The sequence below is a fragment of the Aquimarina litoralis genome (assembly GCF_039523995.1).
GTDB lineage: Bacteria > Bacteroidota > Bacteroidia > Flavobacteriales > Flavobacteriaceae > Aquimarina > Aquimarina litoralis.
Genome location: NZ_BAAAGE010000002.1, coordinates 842752 through 864127 on the forward strand (window position 1 = coordinate 842752; position 21376 = coordinate 864127).

23 protein-coding genes are annotated in these 21376 nt (G+C 33.0%); 14 read left to right on the forward strand and 9 right to left on the reverse strand.

The features are described 5' to 3' along the window. The first annotated feature begins 176 nt into the window (after positions 1-176). The 3 genes from ABD077_RS12705 to ABD077_RS12715 all read left to right on the forward strand — a co-directional run bounded on the left by ABD077_RS12705 (position 177) and on the right by ABD077_RS12715 (position 3507). Positions 177-1088, forward strand: coding sequence for an OmpA family protein (locus tag ABD077_RS12705; RefSeq protein ID WP_343912675.1), 912 nt, complete (start codon positions 177-179; stop codon positions 1086-1088). A 15-nt stretch (positions 1089-1103) separates the two neighbouring features. Beyond that, positions 1104-1616: a hypothetical protein gene (locus tag ABD077_RS12710; RefSeq protein WP_343912676.1), complete on the forward strand. Its 513-nt coding sequence runs from the start codon at positions 1104-1106 to the stop codon at positions 1614-1616. A gap of 118 nt (positions 1617-1734) precedes the next feature. Next, entirely contained in the window at positions 1735-3507 is a 1773-nt protein-coding gene (locus ABD077_RS12715; RefSeq protein ID WP_343912677.1) for a sodium:solute symporter family protein, read from the forward strand. Here the strand turns inward: ABD077_RS12715 and ABD077_RS12720 are convergent, their stop codons facing one another. The 6 genes from ABD077_RS12720 to ABD077_RS12745 all read right to left on the reverse strand — a co-directional run bounded on the left by ABD077_RS12720 (position 3508) and on the right by ABD077_RS12745 (position 8810). Then, positions 3508-4134 (reverse strand): hypothetical protein, encoded by a 627-nt coding sequence (locus ABD077_RS12720; protein WP_343912678.1) that lies wholly within the window; start codon positions 4132-4134, stop codon positions 3508-3510. It abuts the gene before it with no gap. Positions 4135-4146: 12 nt separating this feature from the next. Then, positions 4147-4326, reverse strand: coding sequence for a hypothetical protein (locus ABD077_RS12725; protein ID WP_343912679.1), 180 nt, complete (start codon positions 4324-4326; stop codon positions 4147-4149). A gap of 134 nt (positions 4327-4460) precedes the next feature. After that, complete coding sequence (locus ABD077_RS12730) at positions 4461-5276, reverse strand: prohibitin family protein (protein ID WP_343912680.1); 816 nt, start codon at positions 5274-5276, stop codon at positions 4461-4463. 25 nt (positions 5277-5301) lie between these two features. Beyond that, positions 5302-7332, reverse strand: coding sequence for a VWA domain-containing protein (locus ABD077_RS12735; protein WP_343912681.1), 2031 nt, complete (start codon positions 7330-7332; stop codon positions 5302-5304). A gap of 101 nt (positions 7333-7433) precedes the next feature. After that, positions 7434-8180, reverse strand: a complete 747-nt coding sequence (gene fabG, locus ABD077_RS12740; RefSeq protein ID WP_343912682.1) for a 3-oxoacyl-[acyl-carrier-protein] reductase — start codon at positions 8178-8180, stop codon at positions 7434-7436. Between the two features lie 297 nt (positions 8181-8477). Beyond that, positions 8478-8810, reverse strand: coding sequence for a hypothetical protein (locus tag ABD077_RS12745; protein ID WP_343912683.1), 333 nt, complete (start codon positions 8808-8810; stop codon positions 8478-8480). A 218-nt stretch (positions 8811-9028) separates the two neighbouring features. Between ABD077_RS12745 and ABD077_RS12750 the strand changes: the two genes are divergently transcribed. The 3 genes from ABD077_RS12750 to ABD077_RS12760 all read left to right on the forward strand — a co-directional run bounded on the left by ABD077_RS12750 (position 9029) and on the right by ABD077_RS12760 (position 10783). Then, positions 9029-10006 (forward strand): Gfo/Idh/MocA family protein, encoded by a 978-nt coding sequence (locus tag ABD077_RS12750; protein WP_343912684.1) that lies wholly within the window; start codon positions 9029-9031, stop codon positions 10004-10006. Positions 10007-10124: 118 nt separating this feature from the next. Continuing rightward, on the forward strand, positions 10125-10586 hold the full coding sequence (locus ABD077_RS12755) for a hypothetical protein (protein WP_343912685.1): 462 nt from the start codon (positions 10125-10127) through the stop codon (positions 10584-10586). Beyond that, the gene (locus tag ABD077_RS12760; RefSeq protein WP_343912686.1) at positions 10583-10783 is read left to right on the forward strand and encodes a helix-turn-helix transcriptional regulator; all 201 of its coding nucleotides are present in this window, start codon (positions 10583-10585) and stop codon (positions 10781-10783) included. Before ABD077_RS12755 ends, ABD077_RS12760 begins: the two co-directional genes overlap by 4 nt. A 55-nt stretch (positions 10784-10838) precedes the next feature. Here the strand turns inward: ABD077_RS12760 and ABD077_RS12765 are convergent, their stop codons facing one another. Further along, complete coding sequence (locus tag ABD077_RS12765) at positions 10839-11678, reverse strand: DUF2911 domain-containing protein (protein WP_343912687.1); 840 nt, start codon at positions 11676-11678, stop codon at positions 10839-10841. A 127-nt stretch (positions 11679-11805) separates the two neighbouring features. Between ABD077_RS12765 and ABD077_RS12770 the strand changes: the two genes are divergently transcribed. From ABD077_RS12770 to ABD077_RS12795, 6 genes are all read left to right on the forward strand, one after another. Further along, positions 11806-12468: an MIP/aquaporin family protein gene (locus ABD077_RS12770; protein ID WP_343912688.1), complete on the forward strand. Its 663-nt coding sequence runs from the start codon at positions 11806-11808 to the stop codon at positions 12466-12468. A gap of 72 nt (positions 12469-12540) precedes the next feature. Then, the gene (locus tag ABD077_RS12775; RefSeq protein WP_343912690.1) at positions 12541-12897 is read left to right on the forward strand and encodes a hypothetical protein; all 357 of its coding nucleotides are present in this window, start codon (positions 12541-12543) and stop codon (positions 12895-12897) included. Between the two features lie 70 nt (positions 12898-12967). Next, entirely contained in the window at positions 12968-13462 is a 495-nt protein-coding gene (locus ABD077_RS12780; RefSeq protein ID WP_343912691.1) for an SRPBCC family protein, read from the forward strand. 15 nt (positions 13463-13477) lie between these two features. Then, positions 13478-14176, forward strand: a complete 699-nt coding sequence (locus ABD077_RS12785; protein ID WP_343912692.1) for an SDR family NAD(P)-dependent oxidoreductase — start codon at positions 13478-13480, stop codon at positions 14174-14176. Then, the gene (locus ABD077_RS12790; RefSeq protein WP_343912693.1) at positions 14177-15481 is read left to right on the forward strand and encodes a cryptochrome/photolyase family protein; all 1305 of its coding nucleotides are present in this window, start codon (positions 14177-14179) and stop codon (positions 15479-15481) included. 83 nt (positions 15482-15564) lie between these two features. Further along, complete coding sequence (locus tag ABD077_RS12795) at positions 15565-15930, forward strand: SnoaL-like domain-containing protein (protein WP_343912694.1); 366 nt, start codon at positions 15565-15567, stop codon at positions 15928-15930. 95 nt (positions 15931-16025) lie between these two features. On the opposite strand, the gene ABD077_RS12800 is transcribed toward ABD077_RS12795, so the two are convergent. Next, positions 16026-17468 (reverse strand): T9SS type A sorting domain-containing protein, encoded by a 1443-nt coding sequence (locus tag ABD077_RS12800; RefSeq protein WP_343912695.1) that lies wholly within the window; start codon positions 17466-17468, stop codon positions 16026-16028. Between the two features lie 107 nt (positions 17469-17575). After that, positions 17576-18457, reverse strand: a complete 882-nt coding sequence (locus tag ABD077_RS12805) for a LysR family transcriptional regulator (protein WP_343912696.1) — start codon at positions 18455-18457, stop codon at positions 17576-17578. Positions 18458-18542: 85 nt separating this feature from the next. Here ABD077_RS12805 and hutH point away from each other — a divergent pair, with 85 nt between their 5' ends. Continuing rightward, the gene (gene hutH / locus ABD077_RS12810) at positions 18543-20123 is read left to right on the forward strand and encodes a histidine ammonia-lyase (RefSeq protein WP_343912697.1); all 1581 of its coding nucleotides are present in this window, start codon (positions 18543-18545) and stop codon (positions 20121-20123) included. 2 nt (positions 20124-20125) lie between these two features. Continuing rightward, the gene (hutI, locus tag ABD077_RS12815; protein ID WP_343912698.1) at positions 20126-21373 is read left to right on the forward strand and encodes an imidazolonepropionase; all 1248 of its coding nucleotides are present in this window, start codon (positions 20126-20128) and stop codon (positions 21371-21373) included. Positions 21374-21376: the final 3 nt, after the last annotated feature.

Here is a 21376-nt window from a genome sequence, read left to right on the forward strand (position 1 = left end):
TATGTTTTTCATTTTTTCTAAATCTGCAGCGAATTTATAAAAAAAAAGTTTTACTCAAAATGTATTTCAGCTTAATTTTTTGCAATTCATCTTTTTTTGATGCATAAATCATTCTGCTTTAACAGATTAATTAAAACATTTCATAAATTTAAAAGAGTAATACTAATCATCAACCTATGAGAAATTTAATTTCCTTTTTAATTTTTATCCTATTTGCACTACTTGCTATGTGGTGGTACTATTCCTGCCCTATCTGTTTAGGAGATAGAGATAGTGAAACCACAGTTGTAGAAAAATCAGATCCTGAAGCAGAAGCCAAGGCTAAAAAAGCGTACGAAGACAGTATTGCTTTAGCTAATGGATTATATGCATTAGATATCGACAACAACGATATCTTCAGGTATCCTGCCAATCTTCAAATTAATAATTCTAATCTCGATGTATTTATTCCAGAAAAACTAAAAGGTTTTGAATCCAAAATAGCTGATTATATAGGACAGCATCAAGATCAGGAATTAATTATAACTGGTTATGAAATTTCTACTGAAAGAGAAGCTGATAGCTTAACTGGTATTACCAGAGCTGATTTTATTAGGAACATTTTGATTAACGCAGGAGTTAATGGTGATCGTCTTGTTTCTAAAGCAAAATTACAAGACTACTCTTATGATGAAAATGGAAAATATAACGGAGGTATTCTTTTAAACTTCCATACACTAGATACATCTAGACTGGAAGAAGTAGAAAAAGGCATTGCCAATAAGACATTGTACTCTGATTTTGGGTCTAAAGAATTCAAACCAGATGCAACCCTTGCCAATTATACGCTCGAGTTAAAAAGTTATCTTACCAAATACCCAGCTAAAAAAGTGTTGATCACTGGACATACAGATGATATAGGTGATAACAAATCCAACCAATACTTTGGGTTAAAAAGAGCTGAAAATGTAAAAAAGTACTTCATCTCTCAAGGGATCTCTCCAGAAAAGCTTTCTTCAAAATCCAAAGGAGAAACAGACCCTATCGTTCCTAATGATAGCGAAGAAAACAGAGCAAAAAATAGAAGAATAGAAATAACTGTAAACTAAATACCAACGATAACAATGTTAGATTTTTTAAACGAAGCAAACTGGTGGTGCCTATTACTATTATTATTAATCGCTTTCCTTTTAGGATGGCTATTATCTAGGTGGTCACTTAAAAATAAATACCAAGCAGAATTAGACAAATGTCTAAAGGAAAAGGAAAAACTTAGAAATGGAAGTTATAAAAAAGCTAATACTACATTCTCTCAACCAATTCCTGTAGAAACCCCTAAAGCAATTGAAACAACAGATATAAAGGTTGAAACGGAAGCTGTTGAAAAACCAAAACTAAATTTTGAAAGTTTCGGTAAAGCTGATGAAACTCAAAAAGATGATCTGAAAAGAATAAGTGGTGTTGGTCCTTTTATAGAGAAAAAACTAAACAGTATCGGAATATTTACTTTTGATCAAATCAGTAGGTTTACCAAAGAAGATATCGAAACAGTTACCGAACTGATTCAATTCTTCCCTGGTCGAATAGAACGGGATAATTGGACCGATCAAGCTGAAAAACTAAAGAATCAGAAGTAATATAAATTACCTCTAATCAATATTTGCCTTTAAGCGTTGACTGCTTAAAGGCTTTTTTTTGAAATAAAGAATAATAAAAAAGTGTTAGATTTACGTGATCTAATTAACTCTCTATTATATGTCATTATCTACCTTAGATTGGATTATCATTATTTCCTTCTTTATTGTTTTTGCTATCATTGGTATTGTTGTTTCGAAAAAATCAGGTAAAAGTGCTAGCGAATTTTTCTTATCCGGACGTAATATGCCTTGGTGGTTATTAGGTATTTCTATGGTAGCTACCACATTTTCTGCGGATACTCCAAATTTGGTAACAGACATTGTTAGACAAAATGGAATTTCAGGAAACTGGGTTTGGTGGGCTTTTTTACTTACTGGAATGTTAACTGTATTCGTATATGCCAAATTATGGAGAAGATCAGAAGTGCTAACCGATTTGGAATTTTACGAAATTAGATATAGCGGAAAAGCTGCCGCCTTTCTAAGAGGTTTTAGGGCTATTTATCTAGGTGTCTTTTTTAATATCATGATCATGGCATCTGTGTGTCTCGCAGCTATAAAAATTGGCGGCATTTTATTTGGATTAGCTCCTTGGGAATGTGTATTATACGCTTCTATCATCACTGTAATTTACAGTGCATTAGGCGGTCTGAGAGGTGTGATTTTTACTGATTTCCTTCAATTTATTGTTGCGATGATAGGATCAATCGCAGCAGCCTATTATCTTATTAACCTTCCTGAAGTTGGCGGGTTATCCAATTTATTAACACATGAAAATGTAAGTCCTCAACTTAATTTTTTACCCGATTTTAATGACTCCAACTCTCTTATAACACTATTGATAATACCATTAGCTGTGCAATGGTGGAGCGTTTGGTATCCTGGTGCAGAACCAGGTGGTGGTGGTTACATAGCGCAAAGAATGCTTTCTGCTAAGGATGAGAAAAATGCTATCGGTGCTACCCTACTATTTAACATTGCACACTATGCGTTACGTCCATGGCCTTGGATACTAATTGCTTTAATTTCATTAGTGATTTTTCCAGAATTAAATTCTATACAACAAGCTTTTCCTAATGTAGACTCTGAAATCATTGGACACGACCTTGCATATCCCGCAATGTTAACCAAATTACCCGCTGGTTTATTAGGGCTAGTTGTAGCTTCCTTAATTGCTGCTTTTATGAGTACTATTTCCACCCATCTTAATTGGGGATCTTCGTATATAGCCATTGACTTTTACAAACGCTTTATGAACCCCGATTCCAGTGAAAAAAAGCTAGTTAATGTTGGACGTGTAAGTACCATAGGTCTAATGCTATTTGCAGCGCTAATTGCGTTGGCTCTAGAAAGCGCTTTAAGCACTTTTAAAATACTATTGCAAATTGGCGCAGGAACAGGCTTAATTTTTATTCTAAGATGGTTTTGGTGGCGTATAAATGCCTACAGCGAAATAACTGGGATGATCGTTTCTTTTATTATTGCACTTTGGTTTGAATTTATCCATGAGCCTATATTTGGATCGCGTTTAGAAGGATATCAAGAATTAGTAATCGGAGTAATATTAACTACCATAAGTTGGATTGCGGCTACTTTACTTACCAAACCAACTGAAAATGAAACGCTGATAAAATTTTACAATAAAGTAAAGCCCTTTGGAATTGGGTGGAACGGTTTTAAACACGAAATCAAGAAAGATAATATTACACTAGATGATAGTTCAGATAGATTCACAATTGACTTGGCATCAATGCTATTAGGTGTATTACTTGTATATTGCTCGCTATTTGGCACTGGATACCTTATTTATGGTAATCTTGTGAGTGCTCTAATATTATTTGCTATAACAGCTATAGCTGTTATTGTGCTTTTAAGAATCAGAAAGAAATAATTATATCTCTAAATAATAAAGTGCTTCCACATATTTATCAGAAGAATCTTTTGTATCTCTTTTAGATGTAACTTCTTTTACTACACCTGCTATTTTCATTAGTTTTTCTGGAAGTTTCGCGAATTCCTTAGAATGTGCAATGATGCAATTAGAAGAGGAATTTATGTCTGATATTTCGTAAACGTTGTAGGTATCTATAATCGGAATCATACTAAATGTTGTTACTTTTCCAGCTACAATGGGAACCATTATAAAACCATTAAAGTTTGATTTGGAAGCAATCTTTTTAGGTACCCCAGTAATGATAACATTTGACGATAACTCGATCGACTCTATCTCCTTAGCATCGATAACTTCTCTGGCTTTGTACGAATTATAAATCAATTGTAATTCCTCGGACAAATAAGATATTACTTGATTTCTATCAGAAACTTCTAATTTAGAAGTCGCTACATCGAGAAATAAAATCATTTTTTGTTTATCACTAAATAAACCAGAAACCTTACCCAATTCGGCAGTAGATATCACACCATCCTCTGCTTTCGTTAGTATATTGTAAAATCTTCCTCCATTATCTAAGGACTTAATTGCTTCTTCAAAATTCTCGAATGGAACTATCTTTCTCATCAGATAAATAGATTACACATGAAGAAAATTATATAACTGCTTTCCAATAAATCCTCCAAAACAGTATAATAATCCTACTGCTATTGAAGACATATATAAAAACGTAAACAATCGTTTCTTTTTACCATTCTTTTCATTTTCTAAAGAAAGAAAACCAGCAAAACTCAATAAAGCAAAAAACATATAGTTCATAGTATAATCTTGTTTTATTTATAAGTATCTAAATAATCCAAAATGTTACAAAATTAAAAACCCATCTTACACTTAGTTGAAAGACGGGTTTAAAAAGTTTGCAGTTACGTAACCGCAATAAGTTCTGTTATGTTTTACTGGTTTCCAAGAATTAACGGCATACCATCCTTCCCAGATCCTACAACAACAACTTTGGCATTAGGAGATTTTGCTAATTGTAGCGTAGCTTCGATTCCTTTTTCCTTTAGAATTTTATCTGTTAAGGAAGCACTAAGAATTTGGTTTGCTACCGCTTTACCTTCTGCATCGATCTTTTGTCTCTCTGCCTCTTTTTTAGCTTTCTCTAATCTAAACTCATACTCCAACGCTTCTTGCTCTTGCTTTAATTTTCTTTCTATCGCTTCTTTAATGGTCGGAGGTAAAGTAACATCACGTACTAAAACTTCATTCAACTGAATATACTGATCTCCAACAATCTTTTTAGTTTCTTCGAAAATTTCTTTTTGAATTGCATCTCTTTTACTGGAGTATAACTGTTCTGGTGTATATCTACCTACTACACTACGAGCTGCAGAACGAATTGTAGGAAGTAACACTCTTTGTACGTAATTTTCACCTTTTTGCTGATGTAACAAACCTAGTTTCCCATAATCTGGTTGAAACCAAGCAGAAGCATCTAATTTAATCTCTAGACCATTAGAAGATAATACTTGCATTTTTTCAAATACTTCTTGCTGTCTTACTTCGTATACTATTACTTTATTCCATGGCGCAACTAGATGAAACCCTTCTCCTAGTGGTGGTGCATCCGTTACTACTCCGCCTCCAAATGTTTTATAAAGAACTCCAGCTTCTCCAGATCCGATAGTAACTGTTGACTTCGATACAAACACAATAGTTAATACAATGATGATTAGAATAGGTAATCCTATTTTAGGTAATTTTTCCATGATAATTTTTTAGTTTTTTTAATAATTAAATAAGCCCATTATATTTTCTCATAAACCACTCGATACTTAATAGCGCTATGAGTATTGCTAAGAGATATTTCCAATCTATTAAAGATACGATATTTTCCTTGCTCTTCTGAACCGCTTTGTACCTTTCATCTGCTACAAGATCTTGTATCAAAATATCATCTTGATTCATAAAATAAGCCTTTCCGTTCGTATTAGTCGCTACTTGGGTAAGTTTTGTTACATCTGCATTCAATAATTGTTGTTCGACGTTATAATCCAAAATACTAAAACTACCTGAACGGCTAATATTTTCTCCAATAACCGATACCGTATAATCATAATTCCCCGAAGACAAACTACTTAAATCCACTTCATATGAATTATTCTTTAGTAACATAGGAATTGTTTGAGATTGCTCTGTATCTTTATTTTTTAAACTGATACTAAGATTTCCTCTATTGTCAAACTCATAATTTCTGGTAAAGTATTCTGCCTTTATTTTTATACTAGAATTTCCATAATAAAAAGATTCTGCAATCGTATTAAGTCTACTTTTTTTCTTGTTAGAAGCAAGATATTGAACTAGTTTACTAAAGAATTCATCAAAAGTTTCAAAACTCTTTGTATCCAAATACGATTGTGCTCTCCATCTCCAAATGCCTTCTCCAAACAAAACTGCTTCTCTAGTACCGTTATCCTCTACAGTTGCTAGTAAGGGTTCTTCGGTATTGATATTACTGATATTTCTATGAAGTATCACATCATAAGAAGAATTTATAGCTATCTCTCCAAACGTTCCTACTAATGGTGGATAACCACCGAAACCAATATCTTCTAATAAAAAAGTTCCGTAATTATTATTGAATCTTGGAAGATAATACTCCGTTTGCCTTGTAATTTCCTGCTTATATAAATCTTGGACTTTGTTTAAAAACACCCAATCTGTTTTAGATCCAGTGATAGTAAAATGATTCTTCTTAACATCTGTAATCTTCTTATAAACACTGCTAAATCTTGTATTAGGTTGATATAAGATTATTAACTGATAGTCTTCTATATCTTGAACTTCTGCTGGCTTAAGGATTGTGATACTTCTTCTCTCATTACTTTCTACACTCTTTTTTATAGCTCCAAGATCTGGATGCGTCATATCACTAACCAAAAGAATATTTGTTTTTTGATCGATTACCTCTACTGCAAAATCTTTGTTATTATTAATAACATTCTTTTCATTTTCTAATGGCACTAATCTAGCGGTATATTGCAGAACCCCAGCTTTAGAAGCTCCTAAGGTTAAAGTTATAATTTCCGAATTATTATCTTTAGAAAAAGAAACTGGCTGAGAATAAATTGTATTCTTACCTGATTTTATTTCAAATTTCGTGGATACATTATCTACACCTGAGTAAGTAAGAATCACTTCAACCGGGAATCTATTCTTCAAATAAGAATATCGATTTACGTTTAATTGTTGAATTTTAGTATCGGCAACTTTTATTGTATCTCCTGCAATTACCGGAAAAACTTGTTGCTTATATGTTCTACTACTAAATTGATAATCCCCACCGTAGGTTTGATTACCATCGGTGATCAAAACTGTTGGTGCATTGGAGTTTTTATAAATCTGATCTAAATTTCCAAGAGCATTCGAAATATTTGTTTGTTTTTTATCAAACTTCAAATTCAATGTATCTTCTAAACGATCTGAAAAAGTATAAAACTTTACATTAAATCTATCTTGCAGTTCTTCCGAATTTTGAAATTTATCAACAAGTTCAATAACCTGTTTATTTTGACTCAGATGTTTTATAGAAGATGAATTGTCTACCGCAATGATCAAAGATGGCTTTTCGATATAGCTCGATTTTTTGCGAAATGTAGGGTTGATTAATAAAATCAACAGTGTAAACACACTTAAAAAACGTAGTAAAGCAAAAAACAGATGCTTTTTTGTTCTGTTTTTTGCTTTATAAGTATACTGAAATATAGAAATAATTAGTGCTATTATTCCAGCTGCGATAATCAATCCTATACTATGTATCTGCATTCTTTTTTGTTACAATCTTAAAATCTAAGATTTTATATTTCAAAACGAAAATTAATCAGATTTAATTTAAAAGATCTTAAACTTATTAAAAAACTGAAGGTTTAGGTTAACATACCACCATCCACATTTAGTACTTGACCTGTAACATATGAACTTAAATCACTAGCTAAAAATAGACAAGCATTTGCAATGTCTTCTGGAGAACCACCTCTTTTTAGTGGGATTGCTTTTCTCCATTCATCTACTACCTTATCATCTAATTTACCAGTCATTTCTGTTTCGATAAATCCAGGAGCAATCACATTACTTCTAATATTTCTGGATCCTAATTCTAACGCCACAGATTTCGAAAATCCTATAATACCTGCCTTAGAAGCAGCGTAATTAGCTTGTCCTGCATTTCCTTTTACCCCAACCACAGAACTCATATTAATAATACTTCCTTTACGTTGCTTAAGCATTGTTCGTTGAACAGCTTTGGTCATATTAAAAACACTTTTTAGATTTATTTCGATTACCTTATCGAAATCCTCTTCGCTCATCCTCATCAATAAGTTATCTTTTGTAATCCCTGCATTATTTACTAATACATCGATACTTCCGAAGTTTTCTAATACATCTTTAACCAAACTTTCTGATTGTTCAAAACTTGCAGCATTACTTTGATAAGCCTTTGCTTTAACTCCTAAATCGTTTAATTCTTTTTCTAATTCTTTTGCAGCATCTACTGAAGAACTAAATGTAAATGCAACGTTAGCACCATTTTTTGCAAAAACCTGTGCAATTCCTTTGCCTATACCACGTGTAGCACCTGTGATAATAGCAGTTTTACCTTGTAAGAGATTCATTCGCTCTGTAATATTTTTTTGGTATTACATATCATATCTCTATAATATGCCTGATTTGTGTGTTCAAATATAAGAATAACTCTCAGGCATACAACAATAAAAACATTGATTTATATAGGGTTTTAAACATCTGCTATGATCTCTAAAACGCACTAACGCCATAATCCATTATTTCATCCTATTTAGAGTCTTGAATATCTTGGGTTTAATAGTTAATTATAACGCTTCCTAAATAATATAAAAAAACCTTCATCCAACAAAGACGAAGGGTTTAAAAAATCATATTTGAACTTATAATCAATGATGTGCTACCGCTTCTAAACGATAGGAAGATAGATCTTTCTGAAAAGTATTATAAGTTTTCATTACTCCAAAAATCTCATCTCCTACCTCTTTTGACACCCCATCAGTATCTTTTAGTAAATCTGTTGTATTCATCAACGTTTGTGATAACTTACGCCCGTTATGATCCAGTTCTAAATACTGTTGATGCATATCAGGAGTGCATGGTTCGCAACGGTAAGAATGCAAATCAGAAAGCATAGCGGAAAGCTCTTCTTTCATTCTGCTCAACCTGAGGGTATGCTTTTGACGATTTGGGGAGAGTGTTAAAGTAATGTCATTTTCCATAATGGTTTGGTTTTAAAAGTGAGTGTTTTAAATTTACCAATAAATATGAAAAGATCAAAAAAATCCAGCATTACAGCTTTATGTTTTATGTTTTTGTTAAACATTTAAACAAATTGCAAACAAATTATTATTAAATCTCTAAAAAAATATAAAAATGATAATTTAATTAAGGGAAAATCCCCTTAATTAAATCAAAAAGTCATCTATTTAATAAGACAATGAATTCTAACAAAATATATAATTGGGGTATTTTAGGCTGTGGTAAAATAGCCCATAAATTTGCTCAAGATCTACAAAGTATTCCTAATGCAAAATTACAAGCCGTAGCCAGCAGAAATATAGAAAAAGCAAAAGATTTTGGAGATACTTATCAAACACCAACCCACTATGGAAGTTATATTGAACTTGCCAAGGATACCAAAATTGACATCATATATATTGCCACTCCGCATGTATTTCATTACGAAAACACTATGATGTGTCTTAATGAAAAAAAAGCAGTTCTATGTGAAAAACCTTTCGCGATGAATAAAGCTCAAGTCTCTGAAATGATACAAATGGCTAAAACGCAAAATACATTTCTGATGGAAGCACTTTGGACATACTTTTTACCACATTATGAATTTGTTTTGCAAACTTTAAAAGGCAATCAGCTAGGTAAAATTAAGTCTCTTAAAGCTGATTTTGGATTTGCTAGCACGTTTGATCCTAATAACCGAATATTTAGAAAAGAACTAGGAGGTGGCAGTTTATTAGATGTTGGGATATACCCATTGTTCGCAGCTTTAAGCATGATTGGAATTCCAGAAAAAATAGAAGCTTCGGCCAATTTTGGAGAGACCGGGATAGATGAAGATTGCAATATGACGCTTCATTACAAAAACAAGGTATCCGCTAATCTATTTTCTTCTGTTATTCAAAAAACTGAAACAAAGGCCTTTATCCAACTGGAGTATGGAAGTATTATAATAAATAGTCGTTTTCATGAACCATCTTCGGTCACCATTACTAAAGATGGAGATTCCAAACTGTACGAATTTCCAGTAGTAACTAATGGATATAATTACGAGGCAATTCATGTACAGAATATGCTAGAAAGGGGAAATATAGAAAGTACCGTAATGTCTTTTGAAAAAAGCCTAAACCTTATCGAATTACTAGATAACGTTAGAAAAGAAATCAAACTGGAATACTAACCATTCGATTTTTACAAAAAACCACAAAACATCGTAATTATTTTACTTTTTGTAAAGTTTATTTTACATTTAGTAAAAAAAATCATACTTTTGAAATATTAATCAAAAATCGAACAAGATGAAATATTTATTATCAAACAAGTTTAAAAAACCAGGATGGTTACTCTTCATTATTGGAAGTATTGCGGGAATTTATCTTCAACTACAGGGATTCGAATCAGATCAAATGAGGACTTCTGTTATTTCCTTATTTCATTATGATTCTTTTGAAAAAGAAAAGAATGGTATTATAAGAATCATAAAAAATGACATTTTAGACGAACTTATTATCATTTTAATTATTATAGGAGGACTACTGATTAGCTTTTCTAAAGAAAAAATAGAAGATGAATTTATTGCAAAAACAAGACTAGACTCTCTAGCTTGGTCGATTATTGTAAACTATTCTTTGCTCCTATTGTTAACTATCTTTATTTATGACATGAAGTATTTTCATGTATTAATTTATAACATGTTTACTCCGCTGCTTATTTTTATTGTTAGGTTTCACTACGTTATCTATAAAAACAATAGATCATGAAAAATAAAATCAAAATTGAGCGAGCTATTCATGATTTCACTCAAGCTGATTTAGCTGAAAAAATTGGAGTAAGTAGACAAACCATAAATGCTATGGAAAAGAACAAGTATGTACCTTCTACTGTTTTAGCGCTAAAAATAGCGAAGCTATTTGGAAAACCAGTAGAAGAAATATTCTTTTTAGACAGTGATGATTAAAAAAAGCGCTCTGAAACTCAGAGCGCTTTTCCATTTGTGTGAAAAAAAAGAGTGTTTATTTAGCTCCCCACTCTGCAAGGGAATCTTTATTTAGTTTTACGTAATCCGCATTATTTGCTTTCTCTGCTAATTGTAACGAAGTTTTAGCAGCTTTTATTGCCCCAGCCTTATCTCCACTCTTAGCTAATATTAGAGAATGTTGTCTATGCATCCAAAAAGCATCTGCTTTTCCAGCTACGGCTTTTTCAATATGTGTTTTTGCTTTTGCAATGTCTCCTGTTTCTTTATAAAAAACAGCCGCTTGATAATGATCATTAGCGGAAGGACCTGCCATGATCTTTTCTATACTCTCTGTAGCTTTTTTCTTTGTAGGAACTTCTAACTTTATAGCCGCTTCAGTATTCTCCCATAAAATATTAATTAAAGCACTATCCATCGTAAAATCACTTAACATGATAGTAAACGTTTCTACGTTCATAGGTATTTTAGTCGCTTTTACTTTTACAGTAGCAGCTACTTTACTATCATCCCATTGGCGTGGTGTACCCCAATTATTAGCATCACTATAAAAGATAACTTCCCAACTCTCTTTTCCCGGTTTTGTAAAAATAGCGTAAGTACCTTTTTTAAGGTCTGCTCCTTCTACTTTTACATCATCACTAAAAGTTACCTGTGTATTCTTATTAGCACCTGTTCTCCATAATTTATCAAAAGGAACTAAGTTTCCAAAAATAGTACGCCCTTTCATGCTAGGACGAGAATATTCAATGGCTACATCAGTTAACCCAACAACTTGCTCAATTTTTGATAAAGGACTTGGCTGTGGAGTTTCTACCTGCGCTTTTACACCTAATGATAATAAAGCCACAGAAACAAATAAGACGATCTTTTTCATTGTAATTGTATTTAATTTTATTCCGTTAATTAGTATTACTGGTAACGAAAATAATAATTACACATACATTAAGAGTTAACAAAAACTTAAAATAAGGAGTGTTATATTTGCCATCATTTTCAATTGTATGATGCGTAAATATATAGCAGAGATTATCGGAACTTTCACCATGATATTTTGTGGTACGGGAGCAATGACTATTAATGAAGTAACTGGTGGTGATGTAACTCACGTAGGAATTGCTATCACCTGGGGATTGATTGTGATGGCCATGATTTATTCGTTTGGTGACATTTCTGGGGCTCATTTTAATCCTGCGGTTACTGTCGCATTTGCCTTTGCAAAAAAATTTAGTTGGAAAGAAGTCCCTAAATATATTCTAGCGCAATGTATTGGCGCTATCGCTGCCAGTAGTGTTTTATTATTTTTATTCCCGGAAAGTGAGTTTCTTGGCGGTACTCTACCCTCTTTCGAAGCGTATAAAGCATTTGTTTTAGAATTACTCCTTACCTATTTCTTAATGTTAGTTATTATAAATGTATCTACTGGTTCTAAAGAAGTTGGCACGATGGCGGGCATTGCTATTGGTGGTGTTGTATTATTGGAAGCTATGTTTGCAGGCCCCATGACAAATGCTTCTATGAATCCAGCTAGATCACTCGGACCAGCACTTCTATCAGGACATTGGGAACACCAATGGCTGTATATGACCGCACCCGTAATAGGTGCTATTTTAGCTGTTCTAACTTGCAGATTAACAAAAGCCGATAATTGTTGCAACGACTGTTAACTTGGTATATCTAAAATCCAGTCGTTTTAAAATTAACTTTATTTAACATATCTTTATTGCATATTAATTTTTATGCAATTACAGACTACAGATTTTTGTACGATAGAGTTATATGAAAAGTTTGCGATTATAACCGTTAATAAAGGTATTACATTTACTTTAGAGAAAGCTAATATCATTAGAAAAGAGCTTCGTAGTTTTTATAAAGACAAAAAGTTTGTTTTAATCTCAAACAGACTCAACAATCACGAAGTATCAATTGATGTATACAAACAAGGTCAATTATCAAATATGAAAGGCCTTGCCATTGTTTCTAAAGAAAAAACAGATCGTGATAAAGCCCTTGAAGAACAAAAGCTGTTCGATAAATCATTTGTATTTTTTGATTGTTTAGAAGAAGCCAAATCTTGGGCTATTTCTTATTTTTAATTTTGTTTAACTTTTTTAGTTAAAAAATTAAACAAAATCATTGTACCTTTATCCTTATAAAAGGTATACAATGAAAATTTATACATTACAGACAAAACAGAATCTTCCGATCTCCTTGCAAGAAGCCTGGGATTTCTTATCAGATCCAAATAATCTAAAGACCATTACACCCGATTATATGGGGTTTGAAATCCTATCCGGAGCTGATAGAAAAATGTATGCTGGACAAATCATACAATATATAGTAACACCCATTGCGGGAATAAAAACCAAATGGGTAACAGAAATTACACATGCTATAGATAAAGAATACTTTGTAGACGAACAACGATTTGGCCCCTATGCATTATGGCATCATAAACATTTTATTAAGGAAATTCCTGGAGGTGTAGAAATGGAAGATATTATTGATTATAAAGTCCCTTTTGGAATTTTAGGCCAATTGGTACATCCTATTTTAGTTAAGCCAAAGCTAAAAGAGATATTCGAGTATCGTGAGCAAAAGTTAATTGAACTTTTTGGAACCTTCAAGCATAACACAAAAGAAGAAACAGCAACAGTTTAAGAATAAAAAAATAATATGAGAAAAAATATTTTACTAATTGGTGGAAGTCATGGAATCGGTTTCGAACTTGCTTTAAAACTTTACAAAGATCATAACATATATATTGCATCAAGAACCTCTCAAAACTTAGGAAATTTAGAGGTAACACACATTCCATATGATGCTTCTACCGATGAAATTGATACTTCTTTACTTCCAGAGCAATTAGATGGTTTTGTATACTGCCCTGGTAGTATAAATCTAAAACCTTTTAAAATGTTAAGTCTAGAGGCTTTTCAAGAAGATATGCAGATTAATTTTATGTTTTTAGTAAAAATCATGCATTCGATTATTCCTCATCTAAAAAAATCAGAGCAAGCAAGTATTATCTTTTTCAGCACCGTAGCAGTAAAAATAGGTATGCCATTTCATACAAGTGTAGCAGCTGCCAAAGGTGCCATAGAAGGTTTTGCCAAAGCATTAGCTGCTGAATATGCCCCAAAACTAAGAGTTAACGTTATCGCTCCTTCCCTAACCGATACGCCATTAGCCGAGAGGTTATTAGGAAACGAAAAGAAAAGAGAGAAAATGGATCAACGCCACCCACTTAAACGAGTTGGAGAAGCAGAAGATATTGCCAATATTGCCAAATTCCTATTAAGTGATGATAGCAGCTGGATTACAGGACAGATCTTAGGTGTAGATGGTGGTATGTCTACTTTAAACGTTAATTAAATGGCTGAAAAAGTAAATATTTTCTGGTTCAGAAGAGATTTAAGATTAGAGGATAATACGGGACTTCATCATGCGCTATCAGATGACTTACCAGTGCTTCCCATTTTTATTTTTGATAAAGAAATCTTAGATAAATTACCAAAAAATGATGCGAGAGTATCTTTTATACATGACAACCTTCAAAAAATTAATAAAAAGCTAAACAACTACGGAAGCTCAGTAGCAATTTATCATGGTAACCCAAAAGAAGTTTATGGTCAGTTACAAAAAGATTATGATATACAAAAAGTGTACACCAATCATGATTACGAACCTTATGCCAAAGAGAGAGATAAAGAAATAGGAAATTTATTATCTCAAAATAATATCACTTTCAAAACTTTTAAGGATCAAGTAATTTTTGAAAAAGAAGAGATCGTAAAGGCTGATGGAGCACCATATGTGGTGTACACTCCATATAAAAACAAATGGAAAGAGCAATTTAATGCTTCTTTACTAAAACCTTATGAGACCGAAAATGTACTTTCTAATACTATTAAAAATATAAATCTACCAAACTTAAGTTTATCTGATATTGGATTTTCTGCATCAGATATCAAAGTTCCTGAATATCTAGTATCCCCTTCTTTAATAAACAACTACGAAGAAACGAGAAACTTTCCTGCAAAGGAAAATGGCACTTCAAGACTAGGTCCACATTTGCGATTTGGTACGGTTAGTATTCGCAAAATGGTAAAAAAAGCCATAGCAGAAAAGAATGAGGTTTTCTGGTCAGAGTTAATTTGGAGAGAATTTTTTATGCAAATTCTATGGCATTTTCCACATACAAAGGATAAGGCGTTTAGACCTAAATACGACCGAATCGAATGGCGAAATGATGAAGATGAATATGACGCATGGAAAAAAGGTGAAACAGGATATCCACTTGTAGATGCTGGGATGCGTGAACTTAACAAAACCGGCTATATGCATAATAGAGTACGAATGCTCGTTGCCAGTTTTTTGTGTAAACATCTTCTTATAGACTGGCGTTGGGGTGAAGCATATTTTGCAGAAAAATTATTGGATTACGACATGTCAGCCAACATTGGAAATTGGCAATGGGCTGCTGGATCTGGAGTAGATGCTGCTCCTTATTTCAGAATTTTCAACCCTACAACACAAGTAACTAAATTCGATAAAAAACTAGAATATATCAATACATGGGTACCAGATATCAATGAACTTACCTATCCGAAACCTATAGTAGATCACAAAATGGCTAGAGAACGCTGTCTAAAAGTATACAAAGAAGCGGTTGCTTAATAATTAAATTATAACATTTCTTTAAAAACGCAGATAGCTATTTTTTGTAATTTAAGGGTCACAAATTATTAAAATCAAGACCAATGAATACACAAGAAGTAGCTAATCGTTTAGTAGAACTTTGCCGTCAAGGTGAGAATATGCAGGCATTAAAGGAATTATACGCGGATAATATTGTTAGTAAAGAAATGCCAGGAGCTCCAAACCCAGTGATACAAGGTAAAGATGCTGTAACCAAAAAAAGTCAGGAGTGGTATGCTACCGTAGAAGAGTTTCATGGAGGAGAAATTTCTGATCCAGTTGTTGCGGACAATCATTTCTCTTGTAGAATGAAAATGGACTGTACTTTTAAAGGTCAAGGAAGGATGCAATTCGAAGAATTAGCTGTATACAGTGTAGATAATGGCAAAATAATAGAAGAACAGTTTTTCTATTCCATGCCTTCGTAATATATTTATATTTTTATAAAACCTAAAAAAACAAGTTTCACCTCTGGCGAAACTTGTTTTTTGTTTATTAAAATTTATTGTAAATCTTAATCGGATTATTTTTTTAGAATTCTTTTTACCATCGTATCATTTAATGTAACATGATACATCCCTTCTTGTAAACCTCCAAGATCGATCACATTTTGAAAACTACTATTAAGTATAGTTTTAAAAACGGTTTTACCCGTAATATCACTAATTTGAACTAACGTTCTTTTAGTGATTCCATGTATTGTAACCAAATTATCAACCGGATTTGGAGTTAAAATAACTTTAGAAGAATCCAAAGGTGCAATATCCGAAACAGACAATATGTTTGATTCTATATTTATCATTATAGGCTCCATGGTATTCCATGGCCGATCGGTCCAAGACCACACTAAAGAACCATGCCATTCATTTTCTTTTAAGACAACTCCTAAGTATTCTGCTTCTATACCAAAAGTGTTATCAGGATAATATTCTGCAATAACAGCTTTTTTATCAATTTTTTGAACATCATAAAAATTATGAAAGGGCGAACCATTCTCTCCTGCCCAATTGTAATAATGAATATTGTAAAAATCTAGGTAACCCTCAGATTCACCTCCAATTTCTGCAAGTTTTTGATCCGTATAATAATTCTGATATCCCAGATCTATATCATCTACGTTTGTAAGAAAACCTAATGCCCCATTTGTTATCATAACATTAGGCTCTACTCTTCTAATTGCCGCAGATGCTTTATTGATAAATTTTTGAATATCTACGATTGAAACTTTCTCTATAAATCCCGGCCAATGAGACCCGAACTCAGTAGTCATACCTTCTGCTTCGTTAAAAATTTCCCAAGCATACAAACCAGGATGATCTCCAACTGCCTGAACCAAAGGAATCAAGGCATTAGTAAGATATGCTTCCATATTTTCATCCTCAGTGAGTACTTTTTTATTAGCAACAGCATCAACATTCCACTGATCTTTTAACATATCAAATGACCAAAGACATATTTGTATTTGTAACTCTTTAGAAGCTGCCAGATCTAGTATTTTTATAACATCCTCATGAAAAAAAGCTGGGTTATTTGTTACTTTTTGATCCATATCATAAACTGGATTCGTCGAACCATTTGTATGATACCACCAGCGCAAAACATTACCACCAGCATTAACTACCTTATCCATAACTAAGCTAAAAGTATCTAAATCTGGATGATATTCTGTTCCATATTCTGGATCTACTCCAATATCCCTACCAAATGAAACCCAGGCGATGTTAATTCCATTTACAAACTCCGAAACATTAGCATCAGATTGTTGTTGAGAATTACTACTGATTATAGTAGTAGACTCCTCTGGAAAATCAAAAAATTCCTTTGGATTTAGAATTTCAGGACTCTGCTTAATAGCTTTAATGACATCTTCTTTATAATTCTCATGATTATGCCAAGGTTTTTTAGATCGTTGTGCAGAAAGTTGGCACACGAATAGCGTGACCATTAACTTGATAATAGTTTTCATGTAAGTTGATTATATTGTTAGTGTAATTCCCAACGAAAAAAAACAACAATAATTATACGTTCTTCATGAAATAACAATTCCTTAAAAAGAAGTGATTTTTTAAGAATCTAAAACAATAATTGTTTCACCTTAGCTAAAGCAGGATTACGATTATCTTCTTTCCATATTACAGACAATTCAGCTCTTTGAGAAATCCTTGGGATTTCTAAAAATTTCACTTTCAAATCAAAACCATATTGCAGAGAAGTCGGCACAATAGCCACTCCAAGACCGCTTTCTACTAATTTAAAAATTGTTTGCGCATGAACAGATTTATGAGATACAATTGGTGTAAAACCCTGATCTTCGCAAATACTCATTATTTTATCATAATAAATAGAACTATAATCCGAAGAAAATAAAACAAAATGTTCCTTAGACACTTGAGCTACACTAGTAAAGTTTTCTTGATTCAAAAAATGATTTTTTGGTAACACCAATGAAAAAGTATCGGTTTGAACTTGTTTAATACTAACTCCATCTGGAACTCTCGCTAATCTTACAAAACCTACATCCAATTCATCACTTAATATTCCATTTACCTGATCATAATTAGACATTTCTTCTAAGCTAAATTGAATCTTAGGAAATTCTTTATTAACCTTTATTAGAAGATTAGGAATAACAGTCTGCATAGCAGAGCCCAAAAAACCAATTCGTATCTCCCCTTCACTACCTTTATCTATTAAAGATGTTTGCTTTACAGTAAAATCAATATGATTGAAAATATAAGATAGTTCTTTTTTCAAATACACTCCTGCAGCGGTCAAACTTACATTTCGTTTATTTCTAATAAAAAGTTCAGCTCCAATGATTTCTTCCATTTGCTTTATCTGTCTGCTTAACCCAGGTTGAGAAATAAACAACCGCTCTGCAGCTTTGCGAAAATGTAATTCTTCAGCCACTGCCAAAAAATAAGTAAAATGTCGAAGTTCTAATTGATAACTCATAGTTATTAATTATTGATAAAATTAGTATTTATAAGTATTAAAAATACATATTATCTTTATGTACACAAATAAAGAATCGTACAAAATGTCTAAAATATCATCACACTTCCACTTTGGAGAAGACTATTTAACCGCTGGAAAGGCTATAAAAATAGCTAGAAAAGAACTAAAAGGGATAATTTCTAATGATGCGAGAGAAAAAATAAAAAGCAGCAGAAACATCGTAGAAAATATTGTTGAAACAGGAAAGCCTGTGTATGGAATCAATACTGGATTTGGACCGCTTTGTACAACAATGATTTCTAAAGAAGAAACTAGAGTATTACAATCCAATATATTACAAAGTCATAGTGTAGGCGTGGGAGATCCAATTGATCATGAAATTAGCAAACTTATGCTAATCCTGAAATTACAATCTTTAGCTAAAGCGTATTCTGGCATTGCAGAGAAAACTTTAGATCGTATTTTATGGCATATTGATAATGATGCTATTCCGATAGTACCTTCACAGGGATCTGTAGGAGCTTCTGGAGACCTAGCTCCTCTTTCTCATTTATTTTTACCTTTAATTGGCTTAGGGAAAGTAACCTACAAGAACAAAGAAATAACCACTTCAAAGTTATTTGACCTTACAGGTTTACAAGCTATCGAATTGGGACCAAAAGAAGGGTTAGCTTTGATTAACGGAACGCAATTTATTGCTGCTCATGCCGTTAAAGTTGTTGAAAAACTCCATAGTTGTCTTTCTCAAGCGGATATTATTGGAGCAATGATGATAGAAGGATTGCAAGGTTCTGTTAAACCTTTCTACAATGAATTGCACGCTTTAAGACCATTCAAAGGTACTATTCATGTTGCCTCCAGAGTAAAATCTTTATTAAAAGGTTCTGAAATTATGGAAGATCACATTGATTGTGACCGTGTTCAAGATCCCTATTCTTTGCGATGTATTCCTCAGGTACATGGAGCTTCTCGAAACGCTTGGCTTCATCTTAAAGAATTATTGGAGATAGAATTAAATTCTGTAACTGATAATCCCATTATTATCAATGAAGAATTAACTATAAGTGGCGGAAGCTTTCACGGACAACCTTTAGCTATGGCAATAGATTACGCTTGTATTGCTGCATCTGAAATAGGAAATATCTCAGACAGACGCATATATCTGGCCTTAGAAGGAAACTCTCCTGGAGTTCCAAAGTTATTAATGGAAGACACAGGTATTAATTCTGGATATATGATTTTACAATATACAACAGCCGCTTTAGCAAGTGAAAACAAAGGATTATGTTTCCCTTCTAGCGCCGATAGTATTCCAACCTCTTTAGGGCAAGAAGATCACGTAAGTATGGGATCTATTGGAGGAAGGAAAGCAATTCGAGTTATAGATAACGTAGAAAAGATACTAGCAATAGAACTTCTAACCGCTGCACAAGCATTCGAATACCGAAAACCGATGAAATCTGGCCCTATCTTAGATGAAATCCATAAAATGGTACGTACTAAAGTTTCTTTTGCAGAAAAAGATCGGGTTTTCTCAGATGATATAGAAAAAGGAATTGATATTATTAGAAACAATAGTATCATATACTTAGCAAATGAAGTAACTAAAAAGAAGAACTTATCCTTAGAAACCAAGTTTTCTTCCTTATTTGAAACATATTAATTATGGAAAAGTATACACTTATTGGACCTATTTCCCAAGTATTACCAATGGATGATACCCCACTAAAAGGTGCATTAAAAGATGAAGAACTTCGTGTAATTGAAAATGCAGGAATTCTAATAGAAGATGAGTTAATTCATTCCGTTGGCGATTATCAAGCGATCAAGGAAATTGCACTTAAATTGAATGCAAAGATCATTGAATTACACACAGATTATGTTTGCTTGCCTGGTATGATAGATGCGCACACGCATATCTGCTTTTCAGGTTCCAGAGCTAATGATTATGCTATGCGAAATTCGGGAAAGACCTATTTAGAGATCGCACGAGCTGGTGGAGGTATCTGGGATACAGTCACTAAAACAAGAGCCGCAAGTCAAGAAGAATTGTGCCATTCGGTTATCAAAAGAGCGAATTACTTGCTTAAAAACGGGGTTACTACCGTAGAAGTTAAAAGCGGATATGGACTTTCCATATCAGAAGAATTGAAAATGCTTAGAGCAATCAATCAAGCGAATTCAAATTCGGAATCCGACCTTATACTAACCTGTTTGGCAGCACATATGCTTCCAAAAGATTATGATGGTGATCATCATACTTACCTTTCTGAAATTGCCGAAAAACTATTTCCAATTCTAAAAACTGAAAATCTAAGTAATCGAATTGATGCATTTATAGAACAAAGCGCTTTTTCTAACGAACACATCGAACCTTATTTTCATAAAGCAAAGGAAATGGGATTTGATATCACTGTGCATGCAGATCAGTTTACAACTAGCGGTAGTGAAATAGCCATAAAATTTGACGCTATTAGTGCCGATCATTTAGAAGCCAGCACAGAAAAGGAAATAGAAAAATTAGCAACAAGCAATACTATTGCAGTGGCATTACCAGGAGCATCCATAGGTTTAGGGTGTGACTTTACTCCTGCCAGAAAAATTTTGGATCAAGGAGGCGCTTTAGCAATAGCGAGTGATTGGAACCCTGGTTCTGCACCTATGGGCGATTTACTAACACAAGCTTGCATCTTGGGAACTTTTCAAAAACTTAGCAATGCAGAAGTTTTAGCCGGCATAACTTGCAGAGCTGCTGCAGCACTAAAACTAAATGATCGAGGTAGTTTAGCACCAAAAATGCTTGCAGATTTTTGTCTATTTCCATCTCATCATTTTAACGAAATATTATATCATCAAGGTAAACTCACTCCCTCACAAGTATGGAAACGAGGTGAATCTGTGTATTCTAAATAACCA